Below are 26,792 nucleotides of genomic sequence, written 5' to 3'. Positions count from 1 at the left end.
TCTTCCAAAATTATTTTTCAACCATCTTCTAATATTATTTTAAAACATTTTAACTACTTTTTCCTAATAAAAATTGTAATAAAAGAATGTTTTTCTTAATTTTCTTTATAAATTATTAATACAAGATTATTTGATATAATATATGTTAGGATGGTGAAAAAATGGAGAGAAAAACTTTATACAGTTTTCTTGAACTTTCAATAATAAATCTGATAATATTTATCCTTGATCTATTATTTAAAAACTACGGTTATATTACTGTAAATCCTAATCCCTATCTAATATTAAATTTATATGTTGCCATTAGATATGGAACAAATATATTCTTTGCTTCTGCAGCACTGAGTACTTTTTTTTACTTTTTATCTCTACATATTCAATATGGCCTAAACGTTTACTTGATTTTATTTTCTTGGCCAGTGTTAAAAATACCACTTTTCATTCTTTCTCTTGGTTTTCTTATTGCGTTTTTTAGAGATAGCTATGTACAAACTATAAATGAACAAGAAGAAAAAATAAAAATACTTTCTAAAAAAATTGAAACATTAGAAGATACAATAAGAAAATATGAAAATCTAACAAATGACCTGCAAAATAAATTACTACTGGAAAATAAAGGTGTTTCTATATTTGTCGATAAACTTAAGGACATTGAATACAATAATCCAGAAGATATTTTTAACGAAGCTGTTGAATTAATTTATGATTTTATTGAAGCAAAAACGGTGTCCATATATACATTAAGCAATAACGACTTTCTAAGACTAAAGGTGAGAAAAGGTCCACAAATTCTTCCGAATTCTTTTCCTCTTGAGAAATCCAAAGTACTTTCAACTGCAAAAGATTTAGGATTTGCCTCTGCTAGCATATTATACCTTTCTAATGTTGATATTGATTTTTCATTTGAACCAGCCATGGCTTCAAAAATTGAGCACATGGGAAAGATCTTAGGGGTTATAGTTATAGAAAATATAGACCCTGAAAAAATAAACAAAAACACAGAAACATACCTTAAAATACTCTCTGACTGGCTATCAAACATGTTGTATGTTTCCTCAGAGCTTGAAGAACAAATAATTAAAAACGAGCTTGAAAAATTTAATTTTATTTTTGAAAAGATCGAAGAAAGGTTTGAAAGATTCAAAATTCCTTACTCATTTATAAAAGCAAAAATAAAAGAAAATTCTAATATAGAAAATATCAAAAGATTCATTCGCGAAACAGATTTTGTATTTTTTGACGAAAAAAATTCAGAATTAAAAATAGTTCTAACATCGTGCAACTCTAAAGGTTTAAAAAGAGTTCTAGATAAATTGAAAGATTTCAAGCAAATAGAAATAGAGGAGGCATACACAAAAGAATGAGGAAATTCTTTGCCCTTGAATTTATACTATTTTTAATTGGATTATTTTCTCTAATATTTAAAGAATACTTCCTAATTCTTTTTCTATTATATATGGTAGGTAATGCTCTTTTTACAATGATATATAAGCTTGATTTATTTCAAGTAATCCTTTCAATTTTCATGTTCCCTTATTTTCCACTTATACAATTTTTTATTTTAAAAGGGCAAACGCCTCATTACGTACCATTGGATTTTGAATACAAGCCAATAGAAACTATCAATCCTTCATACAAAACAATTGATCTTGCTCCTTTTCATGTAATTCTAAAGTATGGTGATAAGGTGCAAAAAAAGGAAGCCATAAGATTAATTTTAGAGCTTACATCAAAAGAGGAAATTGATTTTAACGAAGGTCTAAAAATGATTTATACAACAATATCCAAAGAAAACGATCAAGATGTAATTCTTTATGCAACTGAAGCTTCAAATTATCTTGAAAAAATTTTACTGAGAAAACTATATGAATCAAAAGATAAAAATTCTGTTGATTATGCAAGATACTCTTACTATTACGCAAACTCTCCATTTTTAGAAAAAGAACAAAAAATTGAATTGTTAAACAACACAAAAAAATTTCTAGAAGATTTTATTAAAAAATATCCATACAATATAGATGCCCTTACATTACTTATTAAAATTCTAGAAGAACTAGAAGAACATGAAAAAATTGAAAAATTACTGGAACTAAAACTTTCAAAAATTAAATCTAGAGAACTTTTTGAAATAGCTATACTCTATTTTCTAAAATACAGAAAACATTCCAAGGTAAAAGAATTGTTAACAGAATTTAATAGCTATAAATACACATTCAAAAACGAAAGTCTCAAAATTCTATTGGAGGGATAAAATTGGATAAAATACTCTTTGGTCTGGTATTAATACTAATATTTTTAGTTATTGTTGTTAATATAAACCAAGTTGAGACAACATCAGCTGAAGAACTAAAAAAGCTTCCATTTGATAAGAGAAGTCTTTACATTAAAATGACCGAACTTTACGACAAACTTTACAAAAAAAACAATCTTACAATAGATGATATCAAAGATGTTGAAGAATTAATAAAAATATCTTCGATATTAAAAGAAAGAAAAAAGCATGATTTTGCTGAAAATCTTAAATTTTTAATCCTTACAAATGAATTAGAAAAACTTAATCTTACACCAACACAAAGGTTAGGGCTCTATATTCTTAAACATAAAAACATTTCAAAAGAAGAATTCCAAAAATTAATAGAGGGTGAATAAATTGAAAGTTGGAATAATTTTTGAAGGAACTTACCCTTATATTGTTGGTGGGGTTTCAAGTTGGGGAAATTCTTTAATTTCAAATATGAAAGATGTGGAATTTTGTGTTATCCACGTTGGTGATGTTCCAAAAAAGAAAGCCCCAAAGTATAATTTCCCAGAAAACGTCACAGATTATTTTGAATATTATCTTTTTGCAAACTATAAATTCCCCAAAAAAAGAAAAATAGGAAAAGAAATTACAAATGCTTTGGAAAATATAATTTCTTATCCATTTGATGAAAACCTTATGGGCAAAGATCTATATGAATTATTTAAAAAAAATCCCTCTCTTGATTTTACAAGTATATTTAAATCTCAATTTTATTGGGACACGATTGTAAGTTTTTACGAAAAGTATCTTCCATATGAAAACTTTACAAACTATTATTGGACATTATATTCAATGCTTATTCCAATTCTAAATTCTATGACAGTTGATCTTCCAAAGTGTGATATATACCATACTATTACAACCGGTTATGCCGGAATTTCAGCCATTCTAAATGGTTTAAAATACAATGTTCCTGTAATACTTACTGAGCATGGGATATACCATAGAGAAAGGCAGCTTGAAATCCTAAGAGCTGATTGGATAAAAGAAGAATTCAAAACAGGTTGGATTAAGCTATTTAATACAATAAGTTCTGTAGTATACAAAGGCTCTGACAAAATAACAACTCTATTTAGTGAAAATCAAAAATATGAAAAAGAATTTTGTTCTAAAGAAGAAAAATTTTTAATTATTCCCAACGGTATAGATACTAATAAATTTTCAAATCTTACATATAGGAAAAGCAAAACTCCATTCAATGTTGGTCTAGTTGGACGCGTTGTGGAAATAAAGGATATTAAAACAGCAATTAAGGCTGCAAAAATCGTAAAGCAAAGAATAAAAGATTTTAAACTCTTTATCATTGGACCAACAGATGAAGAGCCTGAATACTTTAGAGAGTGCAAAGAGTTAGTTGATATTTTAAATTTGCAAGACACAGTTGAATTTACCGGCATGGTCGATGTAAAAGAATATTACCCAGAATTAAATTTAATGATTCTATCCAGTGTAAGCGAAGGTCAACCCCTTGTAATATTAGAAGCATTTGCCGTAGGTATACCAGTAGTATCTACTAATGTTGGTGCATGCAGGGAACTTATATATGGAAGCAAAGAAGATTTTATATCACCTGCCGGAATTGTAGTAAAACCAAAAGATTTTATATCACTTGCAAATGCAATAATTTATATGTATGAAAATGATAAATTTAGACTCAACGCGTCAGAAACTGGAAAGAAACGCGTACATATGAGGTATAGATTGGATCAAATGATAGAAAACTACAAAAAACTATATCTCTCGGTGGTGAAGTAAATGGCAGGTGTGGGCTTCAAACTTAATAAATTATTCTACAAAAATCAAATATCAACAGACGTTCTTGCAGTGATATATTCAATTTTAACATCGTCGGGGCCTTGGATAATAACAACTATTTCTTTATGGGTTGTTATATATTCTCTAAAGTCGGCAGATATATACTTTAATATGGCTGTTATATATGCATTCATACTTTCAATTATCTTTTCTGGTATTTTTTCCATGTTTCTCTCACGAAGAACCTCAGATCTTATTTATTCGAAAAAATATGAAAAAATACTTCCTGAAACACTTTCAATAATCCTAGTAAATAACTTAATTGTAATTACTTATCTTATAATATTTTTTCTAATCTTTAAACACGACATCAAATTCATTCTTTCCTTTTCCTATTTAACCGCCTCACTTACGACGTTATGGTTGATATCGGTGTCATTACTTGCCACTGATTCAATAAATTGGTATATATTTTCATATTTAACTATGGGAATTTCTTCGATTATCCTATCAAAATATTTTGGAATTATAGGTTATGCAATTGCAGTAAATATAGGAATAATAATAAATGTATTCGTAGTTATTTATTATTTTGGTTCAAGTTCAAAAAGAATTTCCTTTGAATGGTTTAAAGAAGTAAAAAACTACTGGCAAAACCTATTAATTGGTTTTGCTTACTATCTTTCAATATGGATAGACGACATAATAGTTTGGAATCATCCAAAATTTGGTGAAGAACCAATTAGTGGATTTAAATTTTCATATGTATATGATAGTCCAATGTTTTTTTCTTATCTTACTATAATTCCAACAATAACAATGTTTATTCTTGTTTTAGAAACTAGATTCTACAAAAAATACAAAAGTTTTTATAACTCTTTGATCGAAGGTTATGTTTTATCTGAAATAATTCTATTAAAAAACTCTATGGAAAAAGAACTAAAGCAAAATATAAGCCTTACAATAAAAATTCAAACGCTTATAACAACAGTATTCTTCATCCTTAACGAGCTTGAATTGCTACCATTTTCTAATCAACTTTCAAAACCTATACTTCGTCTTGGATTAATAGGTGCCATGCTTAATGGATTTTATTTAATGATGCTCTTGTTAATACTTTATTTTGATTTTAGAAATCTTGCCCTTGCAATAAATCTAAGTGTCTTAGGATTAAATTCAATACTAAGTACCATATTTGTAAACAAAATTGGGTATGCAGCCCTTGGCTCAGGTTATGCATTTTCGTTTGCAATTGGAACTTTTATTTCATATTATTTGCTCAAAATAAGAGTAAACAAAATTATACAAATAGAATATTCAAGGCAAAAGGTTGATCTCAAAGAAGGATACTATCTAAGGTTAAATGAAATAGAACAAATTAGGGAGGAATTAAAATGAAAAAAGTATTAGTAATATTTTTAATGATAATTAGTGTTATTATATTTTCACAAAAAAAGTTTCTTCTTCTCTACAAAGGCTCAGAACAATATGGCGAATACATGTTAAAGAACTATGTAATTCCATATCTTGAGAAAAATAAAATAAACTATGAATTGCTTGATGTTGAAAGAATGAACTTTTACAGTATAAATTCTAGTGACTTTTCAACAATAATCACTTGGTATTATTCAAATGCTCTTGAAAACTCTGTATTATATCTTAGGCAACTTTCAATATTTATAGAAAATGGTGGAAATTTTTTCTTTTTTAACAACATTGGGGCAAATGCAGATGCAAGGGAATTAAATAATGTTTTCAACAAAATCGGCGTACATTACAAATATGGATACAAACAATTGAGCAATTATAATATAGAATACGATAAAAACTTTTTTAAGACATCCCCAAGCACTGATATAAGTAGGCCAGTTGAGGAATACGAAGTATTTAGCAAAGAAACGAAAATAATCCTTTCATTTAAAGTAAATGATAAAAAATATCCGATGATATTTCTTTCAAATAACGGCGGTGGTGCAATATTCAACAGTTTTATTGACAAAGAAGGAAATATTATACTAGATATTCAAAAAATATTACACTATCTTACAAACAAAAAAGTTGGAAGGGAAAATAAAATTTTAGTTGTTTGCGACAAATATGACAAAGAATTTTACCTTGAAAAACAATTTCAACTAAAAAAATTACTTGAATATGCCAAAATAAATTTTGAAACAGATTACGTTGAAAGATTTTTTGAATATTCATACATAGATCTTACACCTTTTAGATATATAATATGGATAACTGATTCAAAATTTATACATACTAATACTATTAAAAGATTTATAAATAATGGTGGAACATTGTTATTCATAACAGATCCATACAACACTCCATGGAATAAAAATATAGTGCTTGAAAAAAACAACATCGAAAAAATATTGTTCAATAAAGAATTATTCTTCTTGTCAAATACAGATGAAGGATGCGAATTTGATATAAATTTTGATATCGACTTTAATATTGAACTTGACGCCTCAAACATAGTACTTGCAAATCTTGTTGGAAGCAAGCCTATCCCAGCCATCTGGTACAAAAAAGAAGGAAGTGGTTACATAGGTTATATATATCCACCATTAATAAAGAAAGAAACAAGAGGATTAATTCTTCAGTCCATTCTTGAAATGCAGGATTTTAATATTTCTGGATTTCTTAATTCTTTTATATTTTACCTTGATGATTTTCCAATCCCCTCATATAATGTAACAAAAAGAGATGTAATAGATACAGATTTTTACTATAAGACGTGGTGGAAAGACATAAAAGCTTTTGCAAAAAGTTACAACATTAAATATACAATAGTAACACCGTTAAGTTATAATGGAGTTAGTAATCCTCCTTTTGAATTTTCTGAATATCTAATAACTCATTTTCCAAAAGATGCTCTTATAGAAATAGATAATTCAGATTTTGAACTAGGACTTCATGGATATAATCATTTATCTTTAACAAAGGAAAATTGGCCCAACCCTCAAAATATAATTGAAAGCCTTAGGGCAGCTAAAAAATTCTTAGAATCAATATTGGGTCATAAAATATTTTTAAATAGCTATGTGGCACCAAATAACATAATAGATGAATATGGTGTTCAAAACCTTATAAAAGCCTTACCAGAAGTAACCACTATAGGAACAACGTATAGTTCTACAGATGAATTTTCAGAATATATGATTTACAATAACAACGTTGTAATCATTCCAAGATCTACGTACGGTTATTATCCATTAAAAAGAATCCTTATTTCCAGTATAAATACACTTGCAAATTTTGGAAGCTTTCAACACTTCATACATCCTGATGATTTTTTTGCAAAAGATAGAAATCCAATGCAAAAAAATTGGGAAGAATTAATAACGATACTTGATAGATTTTACTATAAAATAAAATCTAAAATGCCTTGGCTAAAAAATTATACAGCTTCTGAAGCATATCCTTACTTTCTTGACTATTTAACTCAAAAATACGAATACAAGATAAGTGAAAATTATCTAGAAATAACTATTCCAAACTATTCATTAATGCCAAAATATTTTCTTTTAAAAACTAAAATCCCAGTAGAAAAAATAATTGGAGGTAAAATTATTTCATTTTATCTAGAAAATGATATATACATAATTCAAATGCAAGGAACAAGAATGAAAATTTTCTTTTTGAGGTGAAGACGTGGAAAATTTTATTAAGCTACTTACGATTGGAATACTACTCTTTTTAATCATACAACCATTATCCATTGAAAGAGTTGAGGTACCTCTTATATATCAACTTCAAAAAATTAATTTAAGAACAATATATTCATACTACAAGCCTAAATTTTTGATTATTGATGTTCAAGATATTGATGAAGAGGATATATACTATATTAAAAAACTTAAGGAAAACGGAACAACAATCCTTTCTTACTTAAGCATAGGTGAAGCAGAAGATTATAGAAGTTATTGGAAAAAAGAGTGGAATAAAAATCCGCCTGAATGGCTTGGAAGTGAAAATCCAATGTGGCCTGGAAATTACAAAGTAAAGTATTGGTATATAGAATGGCAAAACATTGTTTTTAATATGATCGATGAAATTTTAAAATATGAAGTAGACGGACTCTATCTCGATCTAATCGACTCATTTATTTATTGGTCTGAAAATGGCTATCCAAAAGAATTTACAGCATTGCAGATGATTGATTTTGTCTTTCATATCTCAAATTATGTAAAAAGTAAAGGAAATTTTTTAGTCGTGCCACAAAACGGGGAAAATATATTAGATTATGATACTTCAAACAATTATATAAATGCTATCGATGGTATAGGAATAGAATCTTTATTCTTTAAATACACAAAAAGAATTGATGAAAAAATTACTTTAAATAGGCTAAAATACATACAAAAAATCCAAAATCAAGGTAAATTTGTTCTTGTTACAGACTATATATTTTCACCTTTTTATGACAACAGTAAAATAATAAATGAATTTATAGAATTATGCAAAAAACATAATTTTTTTGGTTATCCAGCAAATAAAGACAAAAAACTTTCTGATATTTCTGGCGCACTTAAATATTTTAAAAAAGAGAAAGAGGCGAAATGATGGACCTACCCCCGTAAGTTGGACGAATAAAAAAGTTAATAATTTACTTTTTAAACAGCATGGCTTCGAGACTTTTTCGGAGCCATGTTTTTTAATCTTGCTTGATATCTTTCTTCGTTGTAGAATTTTATGTATTCTTCTATTAACTTTTTGTATTCTTCTTTTGTCTTTTCTTTGTTTATTTTTACCATTTTTTCTTTAAAATGACTAAAGAAGTTTTCCGCTGGTCCGTTGTCTTGTAGCATACCTTTGAATTGTACTTTCATCATTGCTTTTCGTATGTAATTCTTTTTCCTTATTCTTGCAAATAATTCCAGCTCTTTCATTAATCTATATACCTTCTTATGGTTTATATTCTTACCTTTTCTTTTCATTACCGTTGTTATTCTTCTGTATCCATATATTCCATTGTATCTAAAATATAATTCTCTAATCTCTTCTTTGATTTCTTTATCTCTATCCTTGCTCTTTAATATACGGTAATATGTACTCTTTGAAATACCAGCTATTTTACACAACAACTCAATATTAAATTCTTTTGACAGTTTATTTATTATCTCAACTTTTTTATTTCTCTTTCTTCAAGTATTTTTTCTATCAAAAGTTTTAAGTAAGCATTCTCAGCTTTTAATCTTTCTATTTCATCTTGAGTTGATTCTTTTTTGGTCTACCTCTTTTAAGTTCAATATTACAATATGTTAGATAATTCTTTATCCACAATCGCACTCTACTTTCATGGACACCTAAGAGAGAAGCAATAGTCTTTTTCGGAAGTTTTTCATCCATGTGAATTCTAATGATTTCTTGTTTCAATTTTGAAGAATACTTTCTAAACTTTTGTCCTTTCTTAGCCAAAGAAAAACACCCCCTTGTTGGTTTTATTGTACCACTTCGGGGGTGCTTTTTCATTTCTTTTTTCTTATCTCATTTCTTGGGGTCAGTGCAATAAACTGACCTCTTTAATTTCACACTATTTCATATCTTTGCCTTTCCCATTCTGTAACTGCAATTGAAAAATCTTTCCATTCAAGTCTTTTCATTTCCAAAAATTTATTGAAAATATGTTCTCCCAAAGTCTCTTTTATTAGCTCGCATTTTTCCATTTCATCTAAAGCTTCTTTCAAATTAGATGGTAAATGGTCAATTCCAAAATTATCCTTTTCTTCTTCTTTCATGTGATAAATATCCTTTTCAACTGGAAGAGGTGGCTCTATTTTGTCTTTTATTCCCTGTAAGCCAGCTTTAATTATCACTGCTAATGCAAGGTAAGGATTACAAGAAGGATCAGGAGACCTATATTCAATTCTTGTTGCCATTCCTCTTGCTGCAGGAACTCTAACAAGGGCCGATCTATTTGCAAGAGACCATGCAATATTTACCGGTGCTTCGTATCCTGGAACAAGCCTTTTATAACTATTAACAGTCGGATTGGTAACCGCAGTAATTGCCTTTGAATATTTTAATACTCCACCAATAAAGTATCTCATATGTTCAGAAATGTCTCCACTTTTTTCATCAAAAAACATATTCTTTTGCAAATCAGTTGACAACAAACTTACGTGAACATGCATACCACTACCATTTACACCAAAAAATGGTTTAGGCATAAATGTTGCATATAGATTATTTTTTATTGCTAAAGTCTTTATAACCAGTTTTACTGTTTGAACTGCGTCTGCCGCAGAAAGCGCATTGTTATATCTAAAATCAACTTCATGTTGGGATGGTGCAACCTCATGGTGAGTTGCCTCAACATCTATTCCCATTTCCTCAAGCATAACTGCAACTTCACTTCTCAAATGCTCTGCAATATCTACTGGCAAAAGATCAAAATACCCACCTTCATCCAAGAACTCAAACGAAGGTTTATTGTTCTTTCTTGGAAGAAGGAAAAATTCAACTTCTGGGCCTGCATGTGGGACAAATCCCATATCTTTTGCTTCTTGCATCACTTTTCTTAATCTAAAACGTGGGTCTCCTTCAAAAGGTGTGCCATCTTGTTTGTAAACATCACAAATGATTCTAGCGCTTTTTTGCCCTTCAAGAGTCCACGGTAAAATCGCAAAGGTGTCCGGATCTGGCTTTAAATACATATCAGATTCGTTGATTCTAACAAATCCCTCAATTGAAGAACCGTCAAACATAATACCTTTTTCAAACGCTCTTTTCAAATCTGCAGACGGAATTTCTACATTCTTCAAAGCTCCGTTAATATCGGAAAACTGGAGCCTTACAAATCTGATTTTCTCATCTTCAATTATCCTAAAAATCTCGTCAATCCCCACAGATAACACCCCCTACATTAATAAAAAAGAAAATAAGGCATTTAATGCCTTTATAGTCTAATTATAGCACTTTATCAATAAAAATCAATAAATTTCGGATAAAATCTTTAAAACTCTTTTAAAATCTTCTGGAAGAGGAGCTACAAATGTCATTTTTTCTTCTGTTGTGGGATGATAAAAAGAGAGTTTTAACGCATGAAGCATCTGCCTTGTAACGCCATAAACTTCATCTTTCTTTCCACTTCCGTATAATTCATCACCTAATAATGGGTGGCCTAAGTATTTCATATGTATCCTTATTTGATGTGTTCTTCCAGTTTTAGGGTATGCAAAAACAAGTGTTGCATCTTTAAATCTTCTTAAAACCTTAAAATATGTAAGTGCATTTTTACCCCAATCAACTGCGGCCATTTTTGTTCTTACAACCGGATTTCTTCCAACTGGAACTTCTATAGTTCCATAATCTTTTTTTACTATACCTTTTACAATTGCCGCATAAACTTTTTCGGTTACTCGATCTTTAAATTGCTTTGATAAACTCTGATGAGCCTTATCATTTTTTGCAACTACGATAACTCCACTTGTATCTTTATCAAGACGATGTACTATTCCAGGTCTCAACTCTCCACTTATTCCTTGAAAATCTTTGCAATGATACATTAATGCATTTACAAGTGTACCAGATGTAAAAGATGGAGTCGGATGAGTTATCATTCCCGCACTTTTGTTTACAACAACAATATCTTTATCTTCATATAAAATATCCAGCGGAATATTTTCAGGTAAAATTTCTACTTCCTTAGGCTTTTCTGGAAATTCCAAAAAAACAACGTCGCCAAGCTTTAATTTATAACTTGGCTTTCTTATTTCATCATTGACTCTTATCTCCCCACTCTTTATCGCTTTCTGAATGTACGTCCTTGAAATCCAATTCGGTGCTTTCTCCTGAACGAATTTGTCCAATCTCCAACCTTTCTCTCTCGCTGTTACGTTGATCTCCAATATCTCTCCTCCAAAGAAGTACTAATCCTATACCGATTCCACCAACTAAAATAAAAAAATCTGCTAAATTATAAATAGTAGGCCAGTAAGGCATAGTTATAAAATCTACAACATAACCAAATCTTATTCTATCAACAACGTTGCCAAGCGCTCCACCTATAATAAATCCCAAAAACATATTTGTCCAAAAATTTAACCTTTTAAAAAGCGGTATAATTGAAAGACCAATAATAATCGCAAGCGTTAAATAAATAACTATTTCCTTAGAGCTGGAAAATAAACCAAATGCTACACCTTTGTTTGTTGCATAAGTTAAATAAAAAAAGTTAAAAAGCCGCGTTGGATTAAATCTCCAATATTCTGTTGCAATATATTTTGTAATTTGATCAATAACAAAAGCAAGAGTAAGCCAGAACAAAAAACCACCTCACAGTTTTCTGTATATAAATGGTGATGCCACTTCAAATCCAAGTTGTCTGTAATTAAAAATTCTTTCTGTATTTCCAATAAATAATATTCCACCCGGTCTAAGAGCTTTTGCAAATTTTTCATACAATTCCATTTTTGTCTCCATTTCAAAATATATAACAACGTTCCTACAAAGAATCAAATCATATCCAGTTTCAAATCTATCTTGGAGAAGATTGTGCCTTTTAAAAATCACTCTATTTTTCACATTTTGTTTTACCCTGTATGTTCCTCTACTTGTTACTTCGAAGTATTTCTTTAAATATTGTGGCGGAGTACTTACAAATGATCTTTCCTCATATTCCCCCATTCTTGCCTTAGTAAGAACACCGATGTCAATATCTGTTGCATAAACTTTTGCACTAGATGGTGCCTTGAGTTCTTCAAGAAGTATTGCAAGCGAGTATGGTTCTTCTCCTGTTGAACATCCTGCACTCCATGCTTTAAATTTTGAGCCACTTTCCTTTAAAAGTTCAGGTATAAATTTATCTCTAAGTTCCCACCATTTTTCTGGATTTCTAAAAAATTCAGTAACATTTATAGTCATCCTATCAAAAAATTCATCCTTCTTTTTTTCATCTTTTTTTATAAGCTCATAATACTCTTTGTATGACTTTAAACCATACTTTCTTATTAACATCTCTATTCTTCTTTTAACTCTATGGGGCTTATAACCTGTAAGATCAAAATTGAAATCTTTTTTCACAACTTCTAAAAACCAGTTAAATTCTTCCATTGAAAATTCTTGTGTATTACCAGATAGAGAATTCAATTGAAAACTGTCTCTTTTCTTTTTGAAATCCTCCAACGACATATATTTCACCCCATTTCCAATTAAAATTTACCTCATCATCGTTTAAAAACAAAAAATTTTCATTATCTTTTAAAACAAAACCAAAATTTCCATTAACCGGTACAAAATAAAATCCCATATTTTCATTGTTAATATTTAATGCAAACTCTAAACCAAATCTATCGAAATAAACAACTATACCATTATATTCAAGCCCCAAAATATTTTCTGTACTATTTTCGAAAAAGAATCTATAATCATTATATTTTAATGCAAATCCGTACATATCTTCGTTAAATATAAAATCAAAAATATCGCTATTAAAGTAACTATAATTGCCATAAAATCCAGTAAATCCCCAAACAATATTTAAATTTTTTTCATAAGGATTTACACTTACATAAAATGGTATCTTCTTATGAAAATAACCATACTCAACCGAGTATGTTTCAGAATATAATTCAAAATTTATATCTAATTGTTCTGGTCTCAATAATGGAAAGCCCTGCTCCCAATTAACAGGCAAATCATAACGAAGCAGGGCTTTTATATTCCAAAATTCTATATTTTGACTTATACTAAATCCATATAATGCATTAAATGGATCAACCCAAAAACCTAAAATATTTGAAAAAATTGTTAGAGGGAACAAAAAGAAAAATATTACAATTTTCTTCATCTTATCCTTCTAGTTTTGACATTATTTCTTCAAGTTCTTTATCATCAATTTCAAAGTTTGCATAAACTTCCTGTACATCATCATTATCTTCAAGAACACTAACCAATTTTAATACTTTTTCAGCATCTGCACCTGTTACTTTAACGGTATTTTTTGGAATAAATGTTACTTTTGCCTCACCTTCAAAGCCGTTTTCTGCTAATTTATCTTTTACTTCAGTTAACATATCTGGAGCTGTAATAACTTGAATTGGATCATCTTCAATTATGTCTTCTGCACCAGCATCGATTGCAACCATTGCAAATTCTTCAAAATCAGCAATTTTCTCTTTTGGAATTTCAATTATTCCTTTTCTTTCAAATAGCCATGCAACTGAACCACTTTCTGCTAATGAACCACCGTGTTTACTTAAAAGGTGTCTCAACTCTTGAGCAGTTCTATTTTTATTATCTGTCATTGCATAAATGTAGAGTGCCACTCCGGCTGGAGCATATGCCTCATATATGATTTCTTGATAATCTACACCTTCTAATTCTCCGGTACCTTTCTTTATTGATTTTTCAATAGTATCTTTTGGCATATTTGCTGCTCTTGCTCTTTCTAAGACTGCCCTTAATCTTGGGTTTGTTTCTGGATCTCCCCCACCTTCTTTAGCAGCAACTATAATTTCCCTAATCAACTTTGTAAAAATCTTTGATTTTTTCGCATCTTGGGCAGCTTTTCTGTGCTTAATATTTGCCCACTTGTTGTGACCTGACATTTTTTTACCTCCTTCAAAAAATCCTTATCATCTACATTATACCATAAATCATTTTCTATCTTCCGGTTTTATAACCTTATCTATCAAACCGTAGTCTAAAGCTTCCTCAGGTGTCATAAAAAAGTCTCTATCTGTGTCTTTTTCAATTCTTTCGATTGGTTGGCCCGTATGAAAACTTAGTATCTCATTAATTTTATTTTTTATTCTTAAAAGCTCTTTTGTCATTATCTCCACATCTTTTGCAGGACCTTCTGCTCCACCAAGTGGTTGATGAATCATTATTCTGCTATTTGGCAAAGAAAATCTCTTTCCTTTTGTACCTCCAGCAAGCAAAACAGCTCCCATAGATGCTGCTTGGCCTATACAAATTGTAGCAACATCACATTTTATATACTGCATAGTATCATATATAGCAAGCCCTGCACTTACAGAACCACCAGGCGAATTTATATAAAGTTGAATATCTTTATCAGGATCTTCTGCTTCTAAAAACAAGAGCTGGGCTACAACCAAATTAGCGACATGATCATCTATTGCACTTCCTAAAAATACTATTCTATCTTTAAGAAGCCTTGAGTATATATCGTATGCTCTTTCATATTTTCCGTTGCTTTCAACAACCATTGGAACGTACTGATTAATTATTTCCTTCATCCTCGCCACCTTCTTTGTTTATATCAACAATTTCCCTCTCAACATTTTCTGAAATCTTATCTAAAACCTTATCAACAAAAATCATATTTTCTACTTCATTTCTTACTTCTGCCCTTTCTTTAACTAATACTTTTGCCCTTTCAACACTAATACCCCAATATGGAGCAAGAATTTCTGCATATTTTTCAAGCTCTTCATCAGTTGCTTTTCTTTCAATATTGTATTCTTTAGCAATCTTTTCAATTGCTGCTTCCTTTTTCAATTCGCTAACATAGTATTCTCTAATTGCTTCTTTAGCCTTATCTTCACTATCGTATTTTTTTACGTACTCTTCGTATTTACCTTCCTCTTTCATGTTGTTTACAATCAATCTTACTGCATAATCAATCGTTTTTTCTGAAATAAACAATTCTGTTGCTTCTGGAAGTTGTGCAAGAATTTGCTCTCTAATTGAATGCTTTATTTCATCATCGTATATTTTTGTACCTTCTTCTAAAATTTTATTTTTCAATTCATCAAGTGTTTCTAAATGCATTTCAGCCAAATTGTTCTTTACAAATTCATCGGTAAGTTCAGGAAGAATTCTCTTGTAAACATCTAAAATCTCTATTTTGTAGTTATAAACTATTTTTTCTTCTTCACCTTTTTGAAATTCTCTATCAAATTCAACAACATCGCCTTTTTTGTGTCCTACAAGATTTTGAATCGTAGGTCTTTCATCATCTTTATAGAGTACATACTCATCTTCATTACCATCGACCAAAACCTTTCCCGTTTCTTTGTTAGTTACGTATGTCTTAACTCTTACTAAATCATCAAACTCTGCTGGTCCTTCTTTTGGCTCTAATACTGCATTTTCCTCTCTTAATGTTTTTAATCTTAAATCAAGATAATTTTCTAAAACTTGATCTTTGTTTGCTACTTTCACCTTAATTTTCTCAAAATCTACTTTTGCTACTGGTTTTTTGTGAAAATTAACAACTATTCTTGCACTTTCACTATTTATTTCTTTTTCTGCAATTTCTGGTATAAGTAACAAATTTGACTCTTCCTCAAATGATTTATATGTTTCTTCAACTAATTGTTCGAAAACAAAATAATCATAAAAATCCTTTCCAAATCTAGCTTTAAAAACAGAAAGAGGAACTTTACCCTTCCTAAATCCCTCTATAGTGTACTTTCTATTAAGTTCGTTTAATGTTCTCTTTTCAGCTCTTTGTATCTCTGCAGAATCAAATATAAATTCTTTTGTCACAATGTTTTTATCAACACTAAGTTCTTTAATTTCCATACCGCACCTCCTCAAGAGTAAAAAAGGGGGTATTCCCCCTTACTCTTCTATTACAAGCTTAATTAATGACATTTCTGCACCGTCGCCTCTTCTTGGGCCAACCTTATAAATTGCTGTATATCCACCTTGTCTGTCTAAGTATTTTGGAGCAATTTCATCGACTAATTTGTTCACCAATCTTCTATCTCCAAGTGCTTTGAATATTTCTCTTCTCAATGCAACTTCTCTTTCCTTTTTATCAGCTTTTTTTGCTTTTACAGCCTTTGTCATTAACTTTTCAAAGAAAATTTGTACAGCCTTTGCCTTTGGAGTTGTTGTAATTATACTACCGTGTTCAACAATTTCTCTTGAGAGATTTCTTAAAGTTGCTTTTCTATGACTTCCATATCTACCTATTCTGTGTCTTTTCATTCGATGTCTCATTTCAACTTTCCCCCTTTCCGAAGCTGAGCCCAAACTTTTCCATCAACTTTTCTTTTACTTCATCAAGTGATTTTTGACCAAAATTTTTGATTTTCAATAGTTCCTCTTCTCCTCTACTCAACAAATCACCAATTGTTTCAATTTTATCGCGTTTTAAGCAATTTAGTGCACGCATTGATAAATCTAACTCATCAATTTTTCTACTCAAAATATCATTTTCATCAACAACTTCTTCTTCCTCAACTGTACTTACTTCACTTACTTCAGCGATATCATTTTCTTCATCAAATTCTCCGAAACTTTCTTCAATAATCCTAAAGTGATCATTTATTATTTTAACAGCTTTCTTTAATGCATCTGATGGCTTAATGTTTTTCTTTGTCCATATTTCCAATACTAACTTATCATAGTCTGTTTTTTTACCAACCCTAACATTCTCTGCAATCCAGTTAACTTTTAAAACTGGGTTATAAACTCCATCTAAAACTATCCAGCCTATATCAGGTTTTTCGTTTCTTTCTGCTGCAGGTACAAATCCTTTCCCTATAGTTGCATAAAGCTTTATTTCTAGGTCTGCATCTTCATTTAAAGTTGCAATATGTAAATTAGGATTTGTTACACTCACACCTGCTGGGACTATTATATCCCCTGCTTTTATCTCACCAGCACCTTTATGTTGAATTGTCAACTCAACTGGCTCTTCTACATAATCTTCCATTGAAAGCTGAACCTTTTTTAAATTTAAAAGAATCTCAAGAATATCTTCTTTTACACCTTCGATAGTATCAAATTCATGATATTTTTCTGGCCTTACAAATTTTACATCCGTTATTGCAAGAGAAGGTATTGAAGATAGCAAAACTCTTCTCAATGTATTTCCAATTGTTGTAGCATAACCTTTTTCAAGAGGAGAAAGCACATAACGTGCATAATAGTAATCATCCGATTCTTTGTGCTCCTCCATCTTAAGTCTTTTAGGCATAACAAATTCCATATTTTATCACCTCGAGTACAATTCGATAATTGCTTGTACATCAACTGGAAGATCAATAACTTCTTCTAGTTTTGGATTTCTTTCGTATGTACCTTTATAATTTTCATAATCAACTGTGAGCCAAGGCATTCTATTTTTATCTTTATTCAACTCAATTGCGTTTTTAACTGGTAAAATATCTCTACTCTTTTCCCTTATTTCTATTACATCACCTGGTCTTACTTGGTAAGAAGGAATAGTAACCTTTCTACCATTTACCAAAACATGTCCATGATTTACTAGCTGCCTTGCAGTTGTTCTATTAACTGCAAATCCGAGTCTATATACTACGTTATCGAGTCTTCTTTCTACTTGAACTACAAGATTTTCACGGGTATCTCCTGATTTTCTGGAAGCTGTTTCATAATATCTTCTAAATTGCGTTTCAAGAACTCCGTAAATTCTCTTCATTGTTTGTTTTGCCCTCAATTGAATTCCGTATTGAGTTAATTTTTTCTTGTCTCTTCCATGATCACCTGGAGCAAAAGGTCTTCTATCAAAAGCACATTTATCTGTAAAGCACCTTTCACCTTTCAGGTACAACTTCATTCCTTCGCGTCTGCAAAGTTTACATTGTGGACCTGTATATCTAGCCATTTATTTCCCTCCCTTAAACTCTTTTCTTCTTTGGCCTACAGCCATTGAATGGAATTGGTGTAACATCTTTTATTACTCCTATCTCGAGTCCAGCTGCTTGGAATGTTCTTATTGCAGCTTCTCTTCCTGAACCTGGACCTTTTACCAAAATGTCAACTTTTTTCATACCAAGCTTGACTGCTTCTTTAGCAACCTGGTCAGCTGCAAGCTGTGCTGCATATGGAGTACCTTTTCTTGTTCCTTGAAATCCTGCAGTTCCTCCACTACCCCAGGTGATTACTTTACCATCTGGATCGGTCAAAGTAATTATTGTATTGTTATATGTTGATTTTATGTGAACTACTCCACGATCAACTGTTAATTTCTTTTTTCTTTTTACTACTCTACGTGTTTTTTTGGCCATTTATGTCCCTCCCTATTTTTTCTTTTTGATTCTGCTTGGTCTTGGACCTTTTCTAGTTCTTGCATTTGATTTTGTTTTTTGACCTCTAACTGGCAAACCCAATTTGTGTCTAAATCCTCTATAACATCCAATGTCAATTAGCCTTTTTATATTTTGCATAACTTCAGTTCTCAATTCACCTTCAACTTTGAAATTTTGTTGAATGTATGTTGCTATTTTACTTATTTCTTCATCGTTTAATTCTCTAACTCTTTTATCTGGATCAATATTTGTTGCTTCACAAATTTGTTTTGCTCTTGTTCTACCAATACCGTATATATATGTAAGCGCTATTTCTACCTTCTTGTCGTTTGGTATTTCAACACCGACGATACGAGCCATCTATCTCCCTCCTCAACCCTGCTTCTGATTATGCTTTGGATTTACTTTACAAATTACATATACTCTTCCTTTTCTTTTTATTATCTTACAATGCTCGCATCTTTTCTTTACTGAGGATTGCACTTTCATAGTTCCTCTCTCCTTTCTTTTTATGACTTTTTCCTATAGACTATTCTTCCCTTAGTTAAGTCGTAGATAGTAAGTTCAACAACAACTTTGTCTCCAGGCACTAGCCTTATAAAATTCTTTCGCATTTTTCCACTAATATGTGCCAAGATTTTGTGGCCGTTTTCAAGCTCTACTCTAAACATTGCATTAGGTAAAGCCTCAACAATTGTACCTTCCATCTTAATAATATCTTCCTTATTCGACAAATCCATCACCCCGCCGGGTTAAAACTTCACATCCATCCTTTTTTACTAACAATGTGTGTTCAAAATGTGCCGCTCTTTTCCCATCTTTAGTAACCACAGTCCAACCATCATCCAAAATTACTACGTGCCAGCCGCCTTCAGTAACCATTGGTTCTATAGCAATTGTCATACCTTCTCTGAGTATTACTCCCGTTCCTTTTTTACCATAATTTGGTATTTGAGGATCTTCGTGTAATTTTTTCCCGACTCCATGCCCCACAAAATCTCTAACAACATTAAATCCATTTTCTTCAACATATTTTTGTATCTCGTATGATACATCTCCTAATCTAATTCCAGCTCTTACAGTCTCTATAGCTATTTCCAAAGACTTTTTTGTGACTTCTACTAACTTTGTACCAATCTCATCTGTTTCACCGATTATATACGTATACGCTCCATCACCATAGTACCCTTCATATATTGCACCAACATCTATTGAAACTATATCCCCTTTTTTAAACACTTTCTTTTTCAAAGGAAAACCATGAATAACTTCGTCATTTACTGAAACAGTTGTAATATATGGATAACCGTTATAACCTTTAAATGCAGGTGCACATTTCAACTCTTTCAAAATTTTTTCAGCAAGAAGCTCAATGTCCCAAGCACTAGCTCCTTCAACTGCTACTTTTTTAGCCTCTGATAATATAGTTCCAACCGCTTGAGAAGCTATTTTTATCTTTTCAATTTCTTCCTTTGATTTAATATAAATCAACTTCCTCACCTTCTGATAATATTTAATACTTCTTTTATTACTGAATCAACATCTAAAGCACCATTAACTGTAAAAAGTTTGTTAGATTTTTGATAATATTCTATTACAGGATATGTGTTTTCCATATAAACTTTGTATCTTTTTCTTACTACTTCTTCTTTATCATCTTCTCTTTGGTAAAGATTACCACCACAGACATCACATTTTCCATCAACCTTTGGAGGTAGTGTAATTAAATTGTATATCTTTCCACAATTACTACATATTCTTCTATTACTAATTCTTTTAACTACTTCCTCTTCATCAACTTCAAAATAAATCACATAATCTAAATCTTTTCCAAGCGACCTCATTATTTCATCTAATGCTTTTGCTTGAGCTACCGTTCTTGGAAAACCGTCCAAGATAAAGCCATTTTTACAATCTTCTTTAGACAATCTATCTTTGACAATTGAGTTAGTTAAATCATCTGGCACTAGATCCCCGCGTTTTAATATTTCCTCAACCTTTTTTCCAAGCTCACTTTTAGAAGCAACTGCTTCTCTAAACATATCACCAGTTGATATGTGTGGTATATTGAGCATTTCTACTAATCTTTTAGCATATGTTCCTTTACCTGCCCCGGGGGGCCCCAGGAAGACCATATTCATATTTATCATCTCCTTCCTGGGAGTTTACCCTTTTTAACAAAACCTTCGTAATTTCTCATAATCAAGTGTGCTTCCATTTGTTGAGCTATGTCAAGAGCCACACCAACTGCAATCAAGGCACTTGTTCCACCTAACCAAATATTTACCCCCGTCACACCTTGAACAAGATAAGGAACAAGTGCTATTGCTACCAAAAAGAGTGCTCCGACAAATGTTATTCTATTTAATACTCTTGTTATATATTGTTCTGTTGGTTTTCCAGGTCTTATACCAGGAATGTAACCTCCGTAGCTCTTAATATTCTGTGCAATATCTTTTGGATCAAAGACAACAACACTATAAAAGTACGTAAAGAAGAAAATCAACACTGCATAAATTGTAATTACTAATGGACTGGTCATTGAGAATAAGGATTTTGCCGTCTCAGAGTTTGTAAGTTGTGCAATTCCAACTGGAATGGAAACAATTGCCCAACCAAAAATTATAGGTATAACACCACTGTGATTAACTTTAATTGGTATATGGGTTGATGTTCCACCATAAATTCTTCTTCCAACCATTCTTGAAGCATATTGAACCATTATTCTTCTTTCTGCTTGTTGTACATAAATAATTCCAATAACCATCAAGAACATTACACCAAGTAAGAAAATCCATTCAAAGATATTCAAACCACCAAGAACTGCTGTTCTAAAGTAAGTTGGATATCTTGCAACAATTCCAGCAAATATTAAAACACTAATTCCGTTTCCAATACCTTTTTCGGTAATCCTATCACCAATCCAAAGTAAGAACATTGTTCCAGCAAGAAGAGAAACTGTTGCCAAAAATACAAAAGTCCAAAGTGGAATGACAAGAATATTTTCAAACCCTCTTGCAAGTCCAAAGGAAATAACAAATGCTTGAATTGCACCAAGTAAAACTGTTAAATTTCTTGTTATTCTTTGGAATTTCTTTCTTCCTTCTTCTCCTTCTTTCAACATTTCCTTTAATGAAGGAATAACTGAAGAAAGCAATTGCAAAATAATAGACGCGTTAATGTAAGGTGTAACACTCAAAGCAAAAATAGAAAAACTTCTAAACGCACCACCGGTAAATACATCATAAAAACTTAACAAGCCCCCTGCACTACCTGTACCCATTTGAGAAAAGGCAGCCCCCCATGCCTTTAAGTTCACCCCAGGAACCGGAATATATATACCTAGTCTAAAAACAATTAACATTAACAGAGTAAATACTATTCTATCGCGCAATTCAGGAATTTTAAATGCGTTCTTTAACGCTTTCCACATTATTAAATCACCTCTGCCTTGCCGCCTACGGCTTCAATCTTCCTCCTGGCACTTGAACTAAAGGCATGGGCTACTACTGTCAGAGGTTTTGTAATTTCTCCATTTCCTAAAATTTTAACTCCATCATTGATTTTCTTAATTAAACCAACTTCAAGTAATTTTTCAGGTGTTACTTCATCACCAGAATTAAATTTTCTTTCAAGATCTTCAACGTTAACAACTGTATATACTTTCTTAGTAAAGTTTTTGAATCCAAATTTTGGAAGTCTTCTATGAATAGGTGTTTGACCACCTTCAAACCATGGATGAACTTTTCCAGTTCCTCTTGCTTTTTGACCTTTGTGACCCTTACCAGATGTTTTTCCTTTTCCAGAACCAATTCCTCTACCCACTCTAATTCTTTTTCTCATGGAACCAGGAGTAGGTCTTATATCTGATAACCTCATATTATATTACCTCCTTATTCCTCTATTTCCTCTACCTTAACTAAATGCCTTACTTTTCTAATCATACCTCTAATTTGAGGAACATCATCTTTTATTACTGTTGAATTTAACTTTCTTAATCCCAATCTTTTTACTGTATCTTTTTGATCATATTTATAACCTATTGGACTTTTAACAAGTGTAATTTTTAATTTTTTCATTTATTAACCCTCCTTTTTTACACCATAGATAACTTCTTGTGGAGTAATGTCTCTCAACTGTGCAATTTTTTCCAATGATAGGAGGTTTTTCAAACCATTAACTGTTGCTTGTGCTAGCACAACAGGGTTTGTTGAACCGCTTGTTTTTGTAAGAATGTTGTGAATTCCTGCAAGCTCAACAACAGCACGGACGGTTCCATTTGAGATTATACCTGTACCAGGTGCTGCTGGTTTAAGTAAAACTTTTGCTGCATCTTGTCTTCCAACAATTTCGTGAGGAATTGTTCCGTTATAAATTGGTACTTCAAATACATTTCTTCTTGCAGCGGATAAAGCTTTCCTTATTGCATCTGGTACTTCTCTTGCTTTACCTACTCCGACTCCTACTTTTCCATTTCTATTTCCAACAACAGCTAAAACTCTAAATGATAAATTTTTTCCACCCTTAGTAACTTTTGTTGTTCTTCTTATTTCAACTATTCTTTCTTCAAAGTCTTCCCTTGTATTTCTTATCTTCTGTGCAATGTCTGCCATTCAGTGCACCTCCCTTAAAATTCCAAGCCTGCTTCTCTGGCACCTTCTGCAAGTTCTGCAACTCTTCCGTGATATCTGTAGCCACCTCTATCAAATACTACTTTCTTAATGCCTTTTTCAATTGCTCTTTTACCAATTAATTTCCCAACTTCTCTTGCTGCTTCCTTGTTCCAGGTCTTTTTCAAAGTTTCTCTTAATTCCTTATCCAATGTTGATGCTGCAACCAACGTGTGTCCCTTATCATCATCTATTATTTGAGCATAAATATGTTTTTCGCTTTTGTATACACACAATCTTGGTCTATCTGCAGTTCCATGGATTTTTTTTCTGATACTTAGGTGTCTCTTTTTCCTTCTCCAATTCCTGTTCTCTTTTTTTATCATCTCAGTGTACCCCCTTTATGCTTTCTTTCCTTCTTTCAATCTTACTACTTCTCCTACGTATCTAATACCTTTTCCTGAGTAGACATTTGGTTCTCTCCATTTTCTAATATCTGCTGCAACTTGTCCTACTCTTTGTTTATCAATTCCGCTAACAATTATTTTATTTGGACTTGGTACTTCTACTTTTACATCAGAAGGAATTTCCATTTCTACTGGATGGGCATATCCAAGATTCATAACAAGTTTCTTTCCTTGTAACTGTGCCCTGTAACCTATTCCAACAATTTCAAGTTCCTTTTTAAATCCTTTAGTAACTCCAATTACCATATTGTTAAATAATCTCCAATATGTTCCTGTAAACATCTTCATCTTTTTCAAATCTGATCTTCTTTTCATGTAATCAACATTAGGTTTTACATTCATTTCATTGCCATTAATTTCAACTTTAACGTATGGTAAAAAATCTTGTTTTAATTCACCAAGTGGTCCTTTTACTTTTAAGACATTTCCCTCAACTTTTACTTCTACTCCGTTTGGTATAACAATAGGTTTATTTGCTATACGGGACATTGAGTACACCTCCTTACCAAATATAGGCAATAACTTCTCCGCCAACACCGATTTCTCTTGCTTGCTTGTCAGTTAACACACCTTTTGATGTTGTTAAAATAGCTATACCTAATCCATTCTTAACCTTTGGAAGATTATCTTTTCCAACATATATTCTTCTTCCAGGTTTTGAAACTCTTACAATACCATGAATTACCCTTTCTCTATTTCTTCTTGTACCTTTGTATTTCATGTGAATTCTTATTATTCCCTGTTTTCCATCTTCAATATATGTGTAATCTTTTATAAATCCTTCTCTTTTTAATATTTCAGCAATTTCTTTTTTCAAGTTTGATGCTGGTACATCTACTTGTTCTTTTAATGCAACATTTGCATTCCTTATTCGAGTGAGCATGTCAGCTATTGGATCGCTCCACATTGTATTCCCCTCCTTTTACCATGTTGCCTTCCTAACTCCCGGGAGTTTTCCCTCATTGGCCATTTTTCTGAAACAAACTCTACAAATACCAAATTCTCTATACACGGAATGTGCTCTTCCACAAATCTTACATCTTGTATATTCTCTGGTTTTAAATTTCTTTGGCTTTTTCCATCTTTCAACAAGACCTTTTCTTGCCATATTTAAACCTCCTTATTATCTTTTAAACGGGAATCCAAAGAGCTCTAATAATTTTCTTGCTTCATCATCTGTTTTAGCAGTTGTAACAATTACAATATCCATTCCTTGGACTCTTCTAACTTGATCTGGAGATATTTCAGGAAAGACCAACTGTTCCGTCAATCCAAATGAATAATTTCCTCTACCATCAAAACCATTTGGATTCAATCCTCTAAAGTCTCTAACTTTTGGAAGAACCAAATTAATAAGTTTGTACAAGAAGTTGTACATGTTAACTCCTCTTAATGTTACTTTCAAACCTATTGGCATTCCTTTTCTTATTTTAAAGTTAGAGATACTCTTTTTTGCTTTTGTAACAACAGGTTTTTGACCTGCAATAAGTGCTAATTCTTTTGCATGGATATCAATAACATCTTTATTTCTTGAACCTTCACCGATACCCATATTAATAACTATTTTTTCTAGTCTTGGAACTTGATGAATATTTTTATATCCAAATTCTTTCATCATTGCAGGTTTGATTTCATTTTCATACTTTTCTTTCAATGGTATGTACTGCATGCTCTATGCCTCCTTACTTATCTATGACTTCTCCACACTTCTTACAGTACCTTACTTTTGTTCCATCTTCTAAAAATCTAAATCCAACTCTTGTTGCTTTTCCACAGCTTGGGCACACTAATGCAACCTTACAAGCATAAATTGGTGATTCTTTCTCAATAATTCCACCTTGTCTCATTTGTGCATTTGGTCTTTGATGTCTTTTTACAACATTTACTCCTCTTACAACTACTTTATCTTCTTTTGGAATTACTCTTACAACTTCACCTGTTTTTCCTTTATCTTTTCCAGAAAGTACCATTACTGTATCGCCTTTTCTTATTTTCCTTGCCACTTCACATCACCCCTTAAAATACTTCAGGCGCTAAGGAGACAATTTTCATAAATCCTTTTTCTCTTAATTCCTTTGCAACTGGGCCAAAAACACGTGTCCCCTTAGGCTCGTTATATTTATCTAGTACGACAGCGGCATTATCATCAAAACGAATATAAGTACCATCTGGTCTTCTAATTTCTTTTTTCGTTCTAACAATAACAGCCTTTACAACATCACCTTTCTTTAAATCTCCGTTTGGTACTGCATCTCTAACACTACATACAACTACGTCTCCTACTGTTCCCCATTTTCTCCTTGAACCGCCCATTACTCTAATAACTCTTAAAAGTTTTGCTCCCGAGTTGTCTGCAACATTGAGGTAGCTTTCATTAATTATCATCACTACTACCTCCTTCCAATTCTTCGTCTAAAGTCTCATCTGCAAAAACTGATCTTTCCACTATTCTAAGTACTCTCCATCTTTTTAATTTACTTAAAGGTCTTGATTCAATAATTTCAACTATATCTCCGTCTCTACATTCGTTATTTTCATCGTGTGCATAATACTTTTTTGTTCTCTTAATATATTTCCCCACTCTCGGGTGTTTTACTAATGTACTAACTGCAACTACAACTGTTTTATCCATTTTATCGCTTACAACTTCGCCAATCAATTTCTTTTTAGGCAT

At 31.5% G+C, this 26,792-nt stretch carries 38 protein-coding genes; 7 read left to right on the top strand and 31 right to left on the bottom strand.

Annotation, left to right across the window (positions count from 1 at the left end):
• The first annotated feature begins 161 nt into the window (after nucleotides 1-161).
• The 7 genes from OB7_RS05640 to OB7_RS05610 are packed head-to-tail and all read left to right on the top strand — an operon-like array spanning nucleotide 162 to nucleotide 8,632.
• Nucleotides 162-1,364 carry a hypothetical protein gene (locus OB7_RS05640; protein WP_114702735.1) on the top strand — a complete coding sequence of 401 codons (1,203 nt, stop codon included), beginning with the start codon at nucleotides 162-164 and terminating at the stop codon, nucleotides 1,362-1,364.
• Nucleotides 1,361-2,251: a hypothetical protein gene (locus OB7_RS05635; protein WP_004101536.1), complete on the top strand. Its 891-nt coding sequence runs from the start codon at nucleotides 1,361-1,363 to the stop codon at nucleotides 2,249-2,251. Before OB7_RS05640 ends, OB7_RS05635 begins: the two co-directional genes overlap by 4 nt.
• A gap of 2 nt (nucleotides 2,252-2,253) precedes the next feature.
• Nucleotides 2,254-2,649, top strand: coding sequence for a hypothetical protein (locus OB7_RS05630; protein ID WP_004101534.1), 396 nt, complete (start codon nucleotides 2,254-2,256; stop codon nucleotides 2,647-2,649).
• The gene (gene pelF / locus OB7_RS05625) at nucleotides 2,642-4,057 is read left to right on the top strand and encodes a GT4 family glycosyltransferase PelF (RefSeq protein ID WP_249031026.1); all 1,416 of its coding nucleotides are present in this window, start codon (nucleotides 2,642-2,644) and stop codon (nucleotides 4,055-4,057) included. Before OB7_RS05630 ends, pelF begins: the two co-directional genes overlap by 8 nt.
• A complete protein-coding gene (gene pelG / locus OB7_RS05620; protein WP_114702733.1) occupies nucleotides 4,058-5,455 on the top strand; it encodes an exopolysaccharide Pel transporter PelG in 1,398 nt (465 codons plus the stop codon).
• Entirely contained in the window at nucleotides 5,452-7,716 is a 2,265-nt protein-coding gene (locus tag OB7_RS05615) for a DUF2194 domain-containing protein (protein WP_114702732.1), read from the top strand. Before pelG ends, OB7_RS05615 begins: the two co-directional genes overlap by 4 nt.
• Nucleotides 7,717-7,720: 4 nt before the next feature.
• Entirely contained in the window at nucleotides 7,721-8,632 is a 912-nt protein-coding gene (locus OB7_RS05610; protein WP_114702731.1) for an MJ1477/TM1410 family putative glycoside hydrolase, read from the top strand.
• A 50-nt stretch (nucleotides 8,633-8,682) separates the two neighbouring features.
• Here the strand turns inward: OB7_RS05610 and OB7_RS10010 are convergent, their stop codons facing one another.
• The 31 genes from OB7_RS10010 to rpsQ form a co-directional block, all read right to left on the bottom strand.
• Nucleotides 8,683-9,150, bottom strand: coding sequence for an IS3 family transposase (locus OB7_RS10010; protein WP_249031025.1), 468 nt, complete (start codon nucleotides 9,148-9,150; stop codon nucleotides 8,683-8,685).
• A 118-nt stretch (nucleotides 9,151-9,268) separates the two neighbouring features.
• Nucleotides 9,269-9,487, bottom strand: a complete 219-nt coding sequence (locus tag OB7_RS10005; protein ID WP_041427211.1) for a helix-turn-helix domain-containing protein — start codon at nucleotides 9,485-9,487, stop codon at nucleotides 9,269-9,271.
• Nucleotides 9,488-9,597: 110 nt separating this feature from the next.
• On the bottom strand, nucleotides 9,598-10,917 hold the full coding sequence (glnA, locus tag OB7_RS05600; RefSeq protein WP_114702730.1) for a type I glutamate--ammonia ligase: 1,320 nt from the start codon (nucleotides 10,915-10,917) through the stop codon (nucleotides 9,598-9,600).
• 84 nt (nucleotides 10,918-11,001) lie between these two features.
• Nucleotides 11,002-11,880: an RluA family pseudouridine synthase gene (locus tag OB7_RS05595; RefSeq protein WP_249031033.1), complete on the bottom strand. Its 879-nt coding sequence runs from the start codon at nucleotides 11,878-11,880 to the stop codon at nucleotides 11,002-11,004.
• On the bottom strand, nucleotides 11,789-12,337 hold the full coding sequence (gene lspA / locus OB7_RS10000) for a signal peptidase II (protein ID WP_004101518.1): 549 nt from the start codon (nucleotides 12,335-12,337) through the stop codon (nucleotides 11,789-11,791). Before lspA ends, OB7_RS05595 begins: the two co-directional genes overlap by 92 nt.
• A gap of 9 nt (nucleotides 12,338-12,346) precedes the next feature.
• Complete coding sequence (locus OB7_RS05585; protein ID WP_114702728.1) at nucleotides 12,347-13,201, bottom strand: CheR family methyltransferase; 855 nt, start codon at nucleotides 13,199-13,201, stop codon at nucleotides 12,347-12,349.
• Nucleotides 13,140-13,859, bottom strand: coding sequence for a hypothetical protein (locus OB7_RS05580; protein ID WP_114702727.1), 720 nt, complete (start codon nucleotides 13,857-13,859; stop codon nucleotides 13,140-13,142). The genes OB7_RS05585 and OB7_RS05580 overlap by 62 nt, the downstream gene beginning before the upstream one ends.
• A 1-nt stretch (nucleotide 13,860) precedes the next feature.
• Entirely contained in the window at nucleotides 13,861-14,619 is a 759-nt protein-coding gene (locus OB7_RS05575; RefSeq protein ID WP_012580086.1) for a YebC/PmpR family DNA-binding transcriptional regulator, read from the bottom strand.
• A gap of 48 nt (nucleotides 14,620-14,667) precedes the next feature.
• On the bottom strand, nucleotides 14,668-15,273 hold the full coding sequence (gene clpP / locus OB7_RS05570) for an ATP-dependent Clp endopeptidase proteolytic subunit ClpP (protein WP_114702726.1): 606 nt from the start codon (nucleotides 15,271-15,273) through the stop codon (nucleotides 14,668-14,670).
• Complete coding sequence (locus OB7_RS05565; RefSeq protein WP_114702725.1) at nucleotides 15,257-16,564, bottom strand: trigger factor; 1,308 nt, start codon at nucleotides 16,562-16,564, stop codon at nucleotides 15,257-15,259. The genes clpP and OB7_RS05565 overlap by 17 nt, the downstream gene beginning before the upstream one ends.
• A 39-nt stretch (nucleotides 16,565-16,603) precedes the next feature.
• Complete coding sequence (rplQ, locus tag OB7_RS05560; protein ID WP_004101498.1) at nucleotides 16,604-16,987, bottom strand: 50S ribosomal protein L17; 384 nt, start codon at nucleotides 16,985-16,987, stop codon at nucleotides 16,604-16,606.
• A 1-nt stretch (nucleotide 16,988) separates the two neighbouring features.
• A complete protein-coding gene (locus OB7_RS05555) occupies nucleotides 16,989-17,981 on the bottom strand; it encodes a DNA-directed RNA polymerase subunit alpha (protein WP_114702724.1) in 993 nt (330 codons plus the stop codon).
• 6 nt (nucleotides 17,982-17,987) lie between these two features.
• Nucleotides 17,988-18,617, bottom strand: coding sequence for a 30S ribosomal protein S4 (gene rpsD, locus OB7_RS05550; RefSeq protein ID WP_114702723.1), 630 nt, complete (start codon nucleotides 18,615-18,617; stop codon nucleotides 17,988-17,990).
• Nucleotides 18,618-18,630: 13 nt separating this feature from the next.
• Nucleotides 18,631-19,020, bottom strand: a complete 390-nt coding sequence (gene rpsK / locus OB7_RS05545; RefSeq protein ID WP_012580084.1) for a 30S ribosomal protein S11 — start codon at nucleotides 19,018-19,020, stop codon at nucleotides 18,631-18,633.
• A gap of 12 nt (nucleotides 19,021-19,032) precedes the next feature.
• Nucleotides 19,033-19,401, bottom strand: a complete 369-nt coding sequence (gene rpsM, locus OB7_RS05540; protein ID WP_004101491.1) for a 30S ribosomal protein S13 — start codon at nucleotides 19,399-19,401, stop codon at nucleotides 19,033-19,035.
• A gap of 12 nt (nucleotides 19,402-19,413) precedes the next feature.
• Nucleotides 19,414-19,530 (bottom strand): 50S ribosomal protein L36, encoded by a 117-nt coding sequence (gene rpmJ / locus OB7_RS05535; protein WP_012057198.1) that lies wholly within the window; start codon nucleotides 19,528-19,530, stop codon nucleotides 19,414-19,416.
• A 20-nt stretch (nucleotides 19,531-19,550) separates the two neighbouring features.
• Nucleotides 19,551-19,781, bottom strand: coding sequence for a translation initiation factor IF-1 (infA, locus tag OB7_RS05530; protein WP_038042330.1), 231 nt, complete (start codon nucleotides 19,779-19,781; stop codon nucleotides 19,551-19,553).
• Nucleotides 19,765-20,532, bottom strand: coding sequence for a type I methionyl aminopeptidase (map, locus tag OB7_RS05525; RefSeq protein WP_004101478.1), 768 nt, complete (start codon nucleotides 20,530-20,532; stop codon nucleotides 19,765-19,767). The genes infA and map overlap by 17 nt, the downstream gene beginning before the upstream one ends.
• Nucleotides 20,533-20,537: 5 nt before the next feature.
• Nucleotides 20,538-21,182 carry an adenylate kinase gene (locus tag OB7_RS05520; protein ID WP_114702722.1) on the bottom strand — a complete coding sequence of 215 codons (645 nt, stop codon included), beginning with the start codon at nucleotides 21,180-21,182 and terminating at the stop codon, nucleotides 20,538-20,540.
• 5 nt (nucleotides 21,183-21,187) lie between these two features.
• Nucleotides 21,188-22,474, bottom strand: a complete 1,287-nt coding sequence (secY, locus tag OB7_RS05515) for a preprotein translocase subunit SecY (RefSeq protein ID WP_114702721.1) — start codon at nucleotides 22,472-22,474, stop codon at nucleotides 21,188-21,190.
• 2 nt (nucleotides 22,475-22,476) lie between these two features.
• The gene (rplO, locus tag OB7_RS05510; protein WP_004101471.1) at nucleotides 22,477-22,920 is read right to left on the bottom strand and encodes a 50S ribosomal protein L15; all 444 of its coding nucleotides are present in this window, start codon (nucleotides 22,918-22,920) and stop codon (nucleotides 22,477-22,479) included.
• A 14-nt stretch (nucleotides 22,921-22,934) separates the two neighbouring features.
• A complete protein-coding gene (gene rpmD, locus OB7_RS05505) occupies nucleotides 22,935-23,120 on the bottom strand; it encodes a 50S ribosomal protein L30 (protein ID WP_004101469.1) in 186 nt (61 codons plus the stop codon).
• Nucleotides 23,121-23,123: 3 nt separating this feature from the next.
• On the bottom strand, nucleotides 23,124-23,654 hold the full coding sequence (gene rpsE / locus OB7_RS05500; RefSeq protein WP_004101468.1) for a 30S ribosomal protein S5: 531 nt from the start codon (nucleotides 23,652-23,654) through the stop codon (nucleotides 23,124-23,126).
• 14 nt (nucleotides 23,655-23,668) lie between these two features.
• Nucleotides 23,669-24,037, bottom strand: a complete 369-nt coding sequence (rplR, locus tag OB7_RS05495) for a 50S ribosomal protein L18 (protein WP_004101467.1) — start codon at nucleotides 24,035-24,037, stop codon at nucleotides 23,669-23,671.
• Between the two features lie 15 nt (nucleotides 24,038-24,052).
• On the bottom strand, nucleotides 24,053-24,607 hold the full coding sequence (gene rplF, locus OB7_RS05490) for a 50S ribosomal protein L6 (protein WP_004101466.1): 555 nt from the start codon (nucleotides 24,605-24,607) through the stop codon (nucleotides 24,053-24,055).
• Between the two features lie 13 nt (nucleotides 24,608-24,620).
• Nucleotides 24,621-25,025, bottom strand: a complete 405-nt coding sequence (gene rpsH / locus OB7_RS05485; RefSeq protein ID WP_004101465.1) for a 30S ribosomal protein S8 — start codon at nucleotides 25,023-25,025, stop codon at nucleotides 24,621-24,623.
• A 15-nt stretch (nucleotides 25,026-25,040) separates the two neighbouring features.
• On the bottom strand, nucleotides 25,041-25,226 hold the full coding sequence (locus OB7_RS05480) for a type Z 30S ribosomal protein S14 (RefSeq protein ID WP_004101463.1): 186 nt from the start codon (nucleotides 25,224-25,226) through the stop codon (nucleotides 25,041-25,043).
• A gap of 15 nt (nucleotides 25,227-25,241) precedes the next feature.
• Nucleotides 25,242-25,787, bottom strand: coding sequence for a 50S ribosomal protein L5 (rplE, locus tag OB7_RS05475; protein ID WP_004101462.1), 546 nt, complete (start codon nucleotides 25,785-25,787; stop codon nucleotides 25,242-25,244).
• Nucleotides 25,788-25,800: 13 nt separating this feature from the next.
• Nucleotides 25,801-26,121, bottom strand: coding sequence for a 50S ribosomal protein L24 (rplX, locus tag OB7_RS05470; protein ID WP_004101460.1), 321 nt, complete (start codon nucleotides 26,119-26,121; stop codon nucleotides 25,801-25,803).
• Nucleotides 26,122-26,134: 13 nt separating this feature from the next.
• Entirely contained in the window at nucleotides 26,135-26,503 is a 369-nt protein-coding gene (gene rplN, locus OB7_RS05465; RefSeq protein ID WP_004101458.1) for a 50S ribosomal protein L14, read from the bottom strand.
• Nucleotides 26,493-26,792 (bottom strand): 30S ribosomal protein S17, encoded by a 300-nt coding sequence (gene rpsQ / locus OB7_RS05460; RefSeq protein ID WP_004101457.1) that lies wholly within the window; start codon nucleotides 26,790-26,792, stop codon nucleotides 26,493-26,495. Before rpsQ ends, rplN begins: the two co-directional genes overlap by 11 nt.

The sequence above is a fragment of the Thermosipho africanus Ob7 genome, from assembly GCF_003351105.1.
Taxonomy (GTDB): domain Bacteria; phylum Thermotogota; class Thermotogae; order Thermotogales; family Fervidobacteriaceae; genus Thermosipho; species Thermosipho africanus.
The sequence above is the reverse complement of the archived record's forward strand: the minus strand, read 5'-3'. Positions and strand labels throughout refer to the sequence as shown.

Bases quoted from the DNA above. Each gene is read 5' to 3' on its own strand.
- OB7_RS05640 (WP_114702735.1), top strand. From the start codon at position 162: ATGGAGAGAAAAACTTTATACAGTTTTCTTGAACTTTCAATAATAAAT.
- rplE (WP_004101462.1), bottom strand. From the start codon at position 25,787: ATGCAGTACATACCATTGAAAGAAAAGTATGAAAATGAAATCAAACCT.
- pelG (WP_114702733.1), top strand. From the start codon at position 4,058: ATGGCAGGTGTGGGCTTCAAACTTAATAAATTATTCTACAAAAATCAA.
- OB7_RS05575 (WP_012580086.1), bottom strand. From the start codon at position 14,619: ATGTCAGGTCACAACAAGTGGGCAAATATTAAGCACAGAAAAGCTGCC.
- OB7_RS05585 (WP_114702728.1), bottom strand. From the start codon at position 13,201: ATGTCGTTGGAGGATTTCAAAAAGAAAAGAGACAGTTTTCAATTGAAT.
- infA (WP_038042330.1), bottom strand. From the start codon at position 19,781: ATGGATTTGTCGAATAAGGAAGATATTATTAAGATGGAAGGTACAATT.
- OB7_RS05615 (WP_114702732.1), top strand. From the start codon at position 5,452: ATGAAAAAAGTATTAGTAATATTTTTAATGATAATTAGTGTTATTATA.
- OB7_RS05480 (WP_004101463.1), bottom strand. From the start codon at position 25,226: ATGGCAAGAAAAGGTCTTGTTGAAAGATGGAAAAAGCCAAAGAAATTT.
- rpsQ (WP_004101457.1), bottom strand. From the start codon at position 26,792: ATGCCTAAAAAGAAATTGATTGGCGAAGTTGTAAGCGATAAAATGGAT.
- rpmD (WP_004101469.1), bottom strand. From the start codon at position 23,120: ATGAAAAAATTAAAAATTACACTTGTTAAAAGTCCAATAGGTTATAAA.
- clpP (WP_114702726.1), bottom strand. From the start codon at position 15,273: ATGAAGGAAATAATTAATCAGTACGTTCCAATGGTTGTTGAAAGCAAC.
- rpsD (WP_114702723.1), bottom strand. From the start codon at position 18,617: ATGGCTAGATATACAGGTCCACAATGTAAACTTTGCAGACGCGAAGGA.
- secY (WP_114702721.1), bottom strand. From the start codon at position 22,474: ATGTGGAAAGCGTTAAAGAACGCATTTAAAATTCCTGAATTGCGCGAT.
- rpmJ (WP_012057198.1), bottom strand. From the start codon at position 19,530: ATGAAAGTGCAATCCTCAGTAAAGAAAAGATGCGAGCATTGTAAGATA.
- rpsK (WP_012580084.1), bottom strand. From the start codon at position 19,020: ATGGCCAAAAAAACACGTAGAGTAGTAAAAAGAAAAAAGAAATTAACA.
- rplF (WP_004101466.1), bottom strand. From the start codon at position 24,607: ATGTCCCGTATAGCAAATAAACCTATTGTTATACCAAACGGAGTAGAA.
- OB7_RS05555 (WP_114702724.1), bottom strand. From the start codon at position 17,981: ATGGAATTTGTTATGCCTAAAAGACTTAAGATGGAGGAGCACAAAGAA.
- rplO (WP_004101471.1), bottom strand. From the start codon at position 22,920: ATGAGGTTATCAGATATAAGACCTACTCCTGGTTCCATGAGAAAAAGA.
- rplN (WP_004101458.1), bottom strand. From the start codon at position 26,503: ATGATAATTAATGAAAGCTACCTCAATGTTGCAGACAACTCGGGAGCA.
- rpsE (WP_004101468.1), bottom strand. From the start codon at position 23,654: ATGGCAGACATTGCACAGAAGATAAGAAATACAAGGGAAGACTTTGAA.
- rplQ (WP_004101498.1), bottom strand. From the start codon at position 16,987: ATGAGACATCGAATGAAAAGACACAGAATAGGTAGATATGGAAGTCAT.
- rplR (WP_004101467.1), bottom strand. From the start codon at position 24,037: ATGATAAAAAAAGAGAACAGGAATTGGAGAAGGAAAAAGAGACACCTA.
- OB7_RS05565 (WP_114702725.1), bottom strand. From the start codon at position 16,564: ATGGAAATTAAAGAACTTAGTGTTGATAAAAACATTGTGACAAAAGAA.
- OB7_RS05635 (WP_004101536.1), top strand. From the start codon at position 1,361: ATGAGGAAATTCTTTGCCCTTGAATTTATACTATTTTTAATTGGATTA.
- rpsM (WP_004101491.1), bottom strand. From the start codon at position 19,401: ATGGCTCGTATCGTCGGTGTTGAAATACCAAACGACAAGAAGGTAGAA.
- OB7_RS05520 (WP_114702722.1), bottom strand. From the start codon at position 21,182: ATGAATATGGTCTTCCTGGGGCCCCCCGGGGCAGGTAAAGGAACATAT.
- rpsH (WP_004101465.1), bottom strand. From the start codon at position 25,025: ATGTGGAGCGATCCAATAGCTGACATGCTCACTCGAATAAGGAATGCA.
- OB7_RS05580 (WP_114702727.1), bottom strand. From the start codon at position 13,859: ATGAAGAAAATTGTAATATTTTTCTTTTTGTTCCCTCTAACAATTTTT.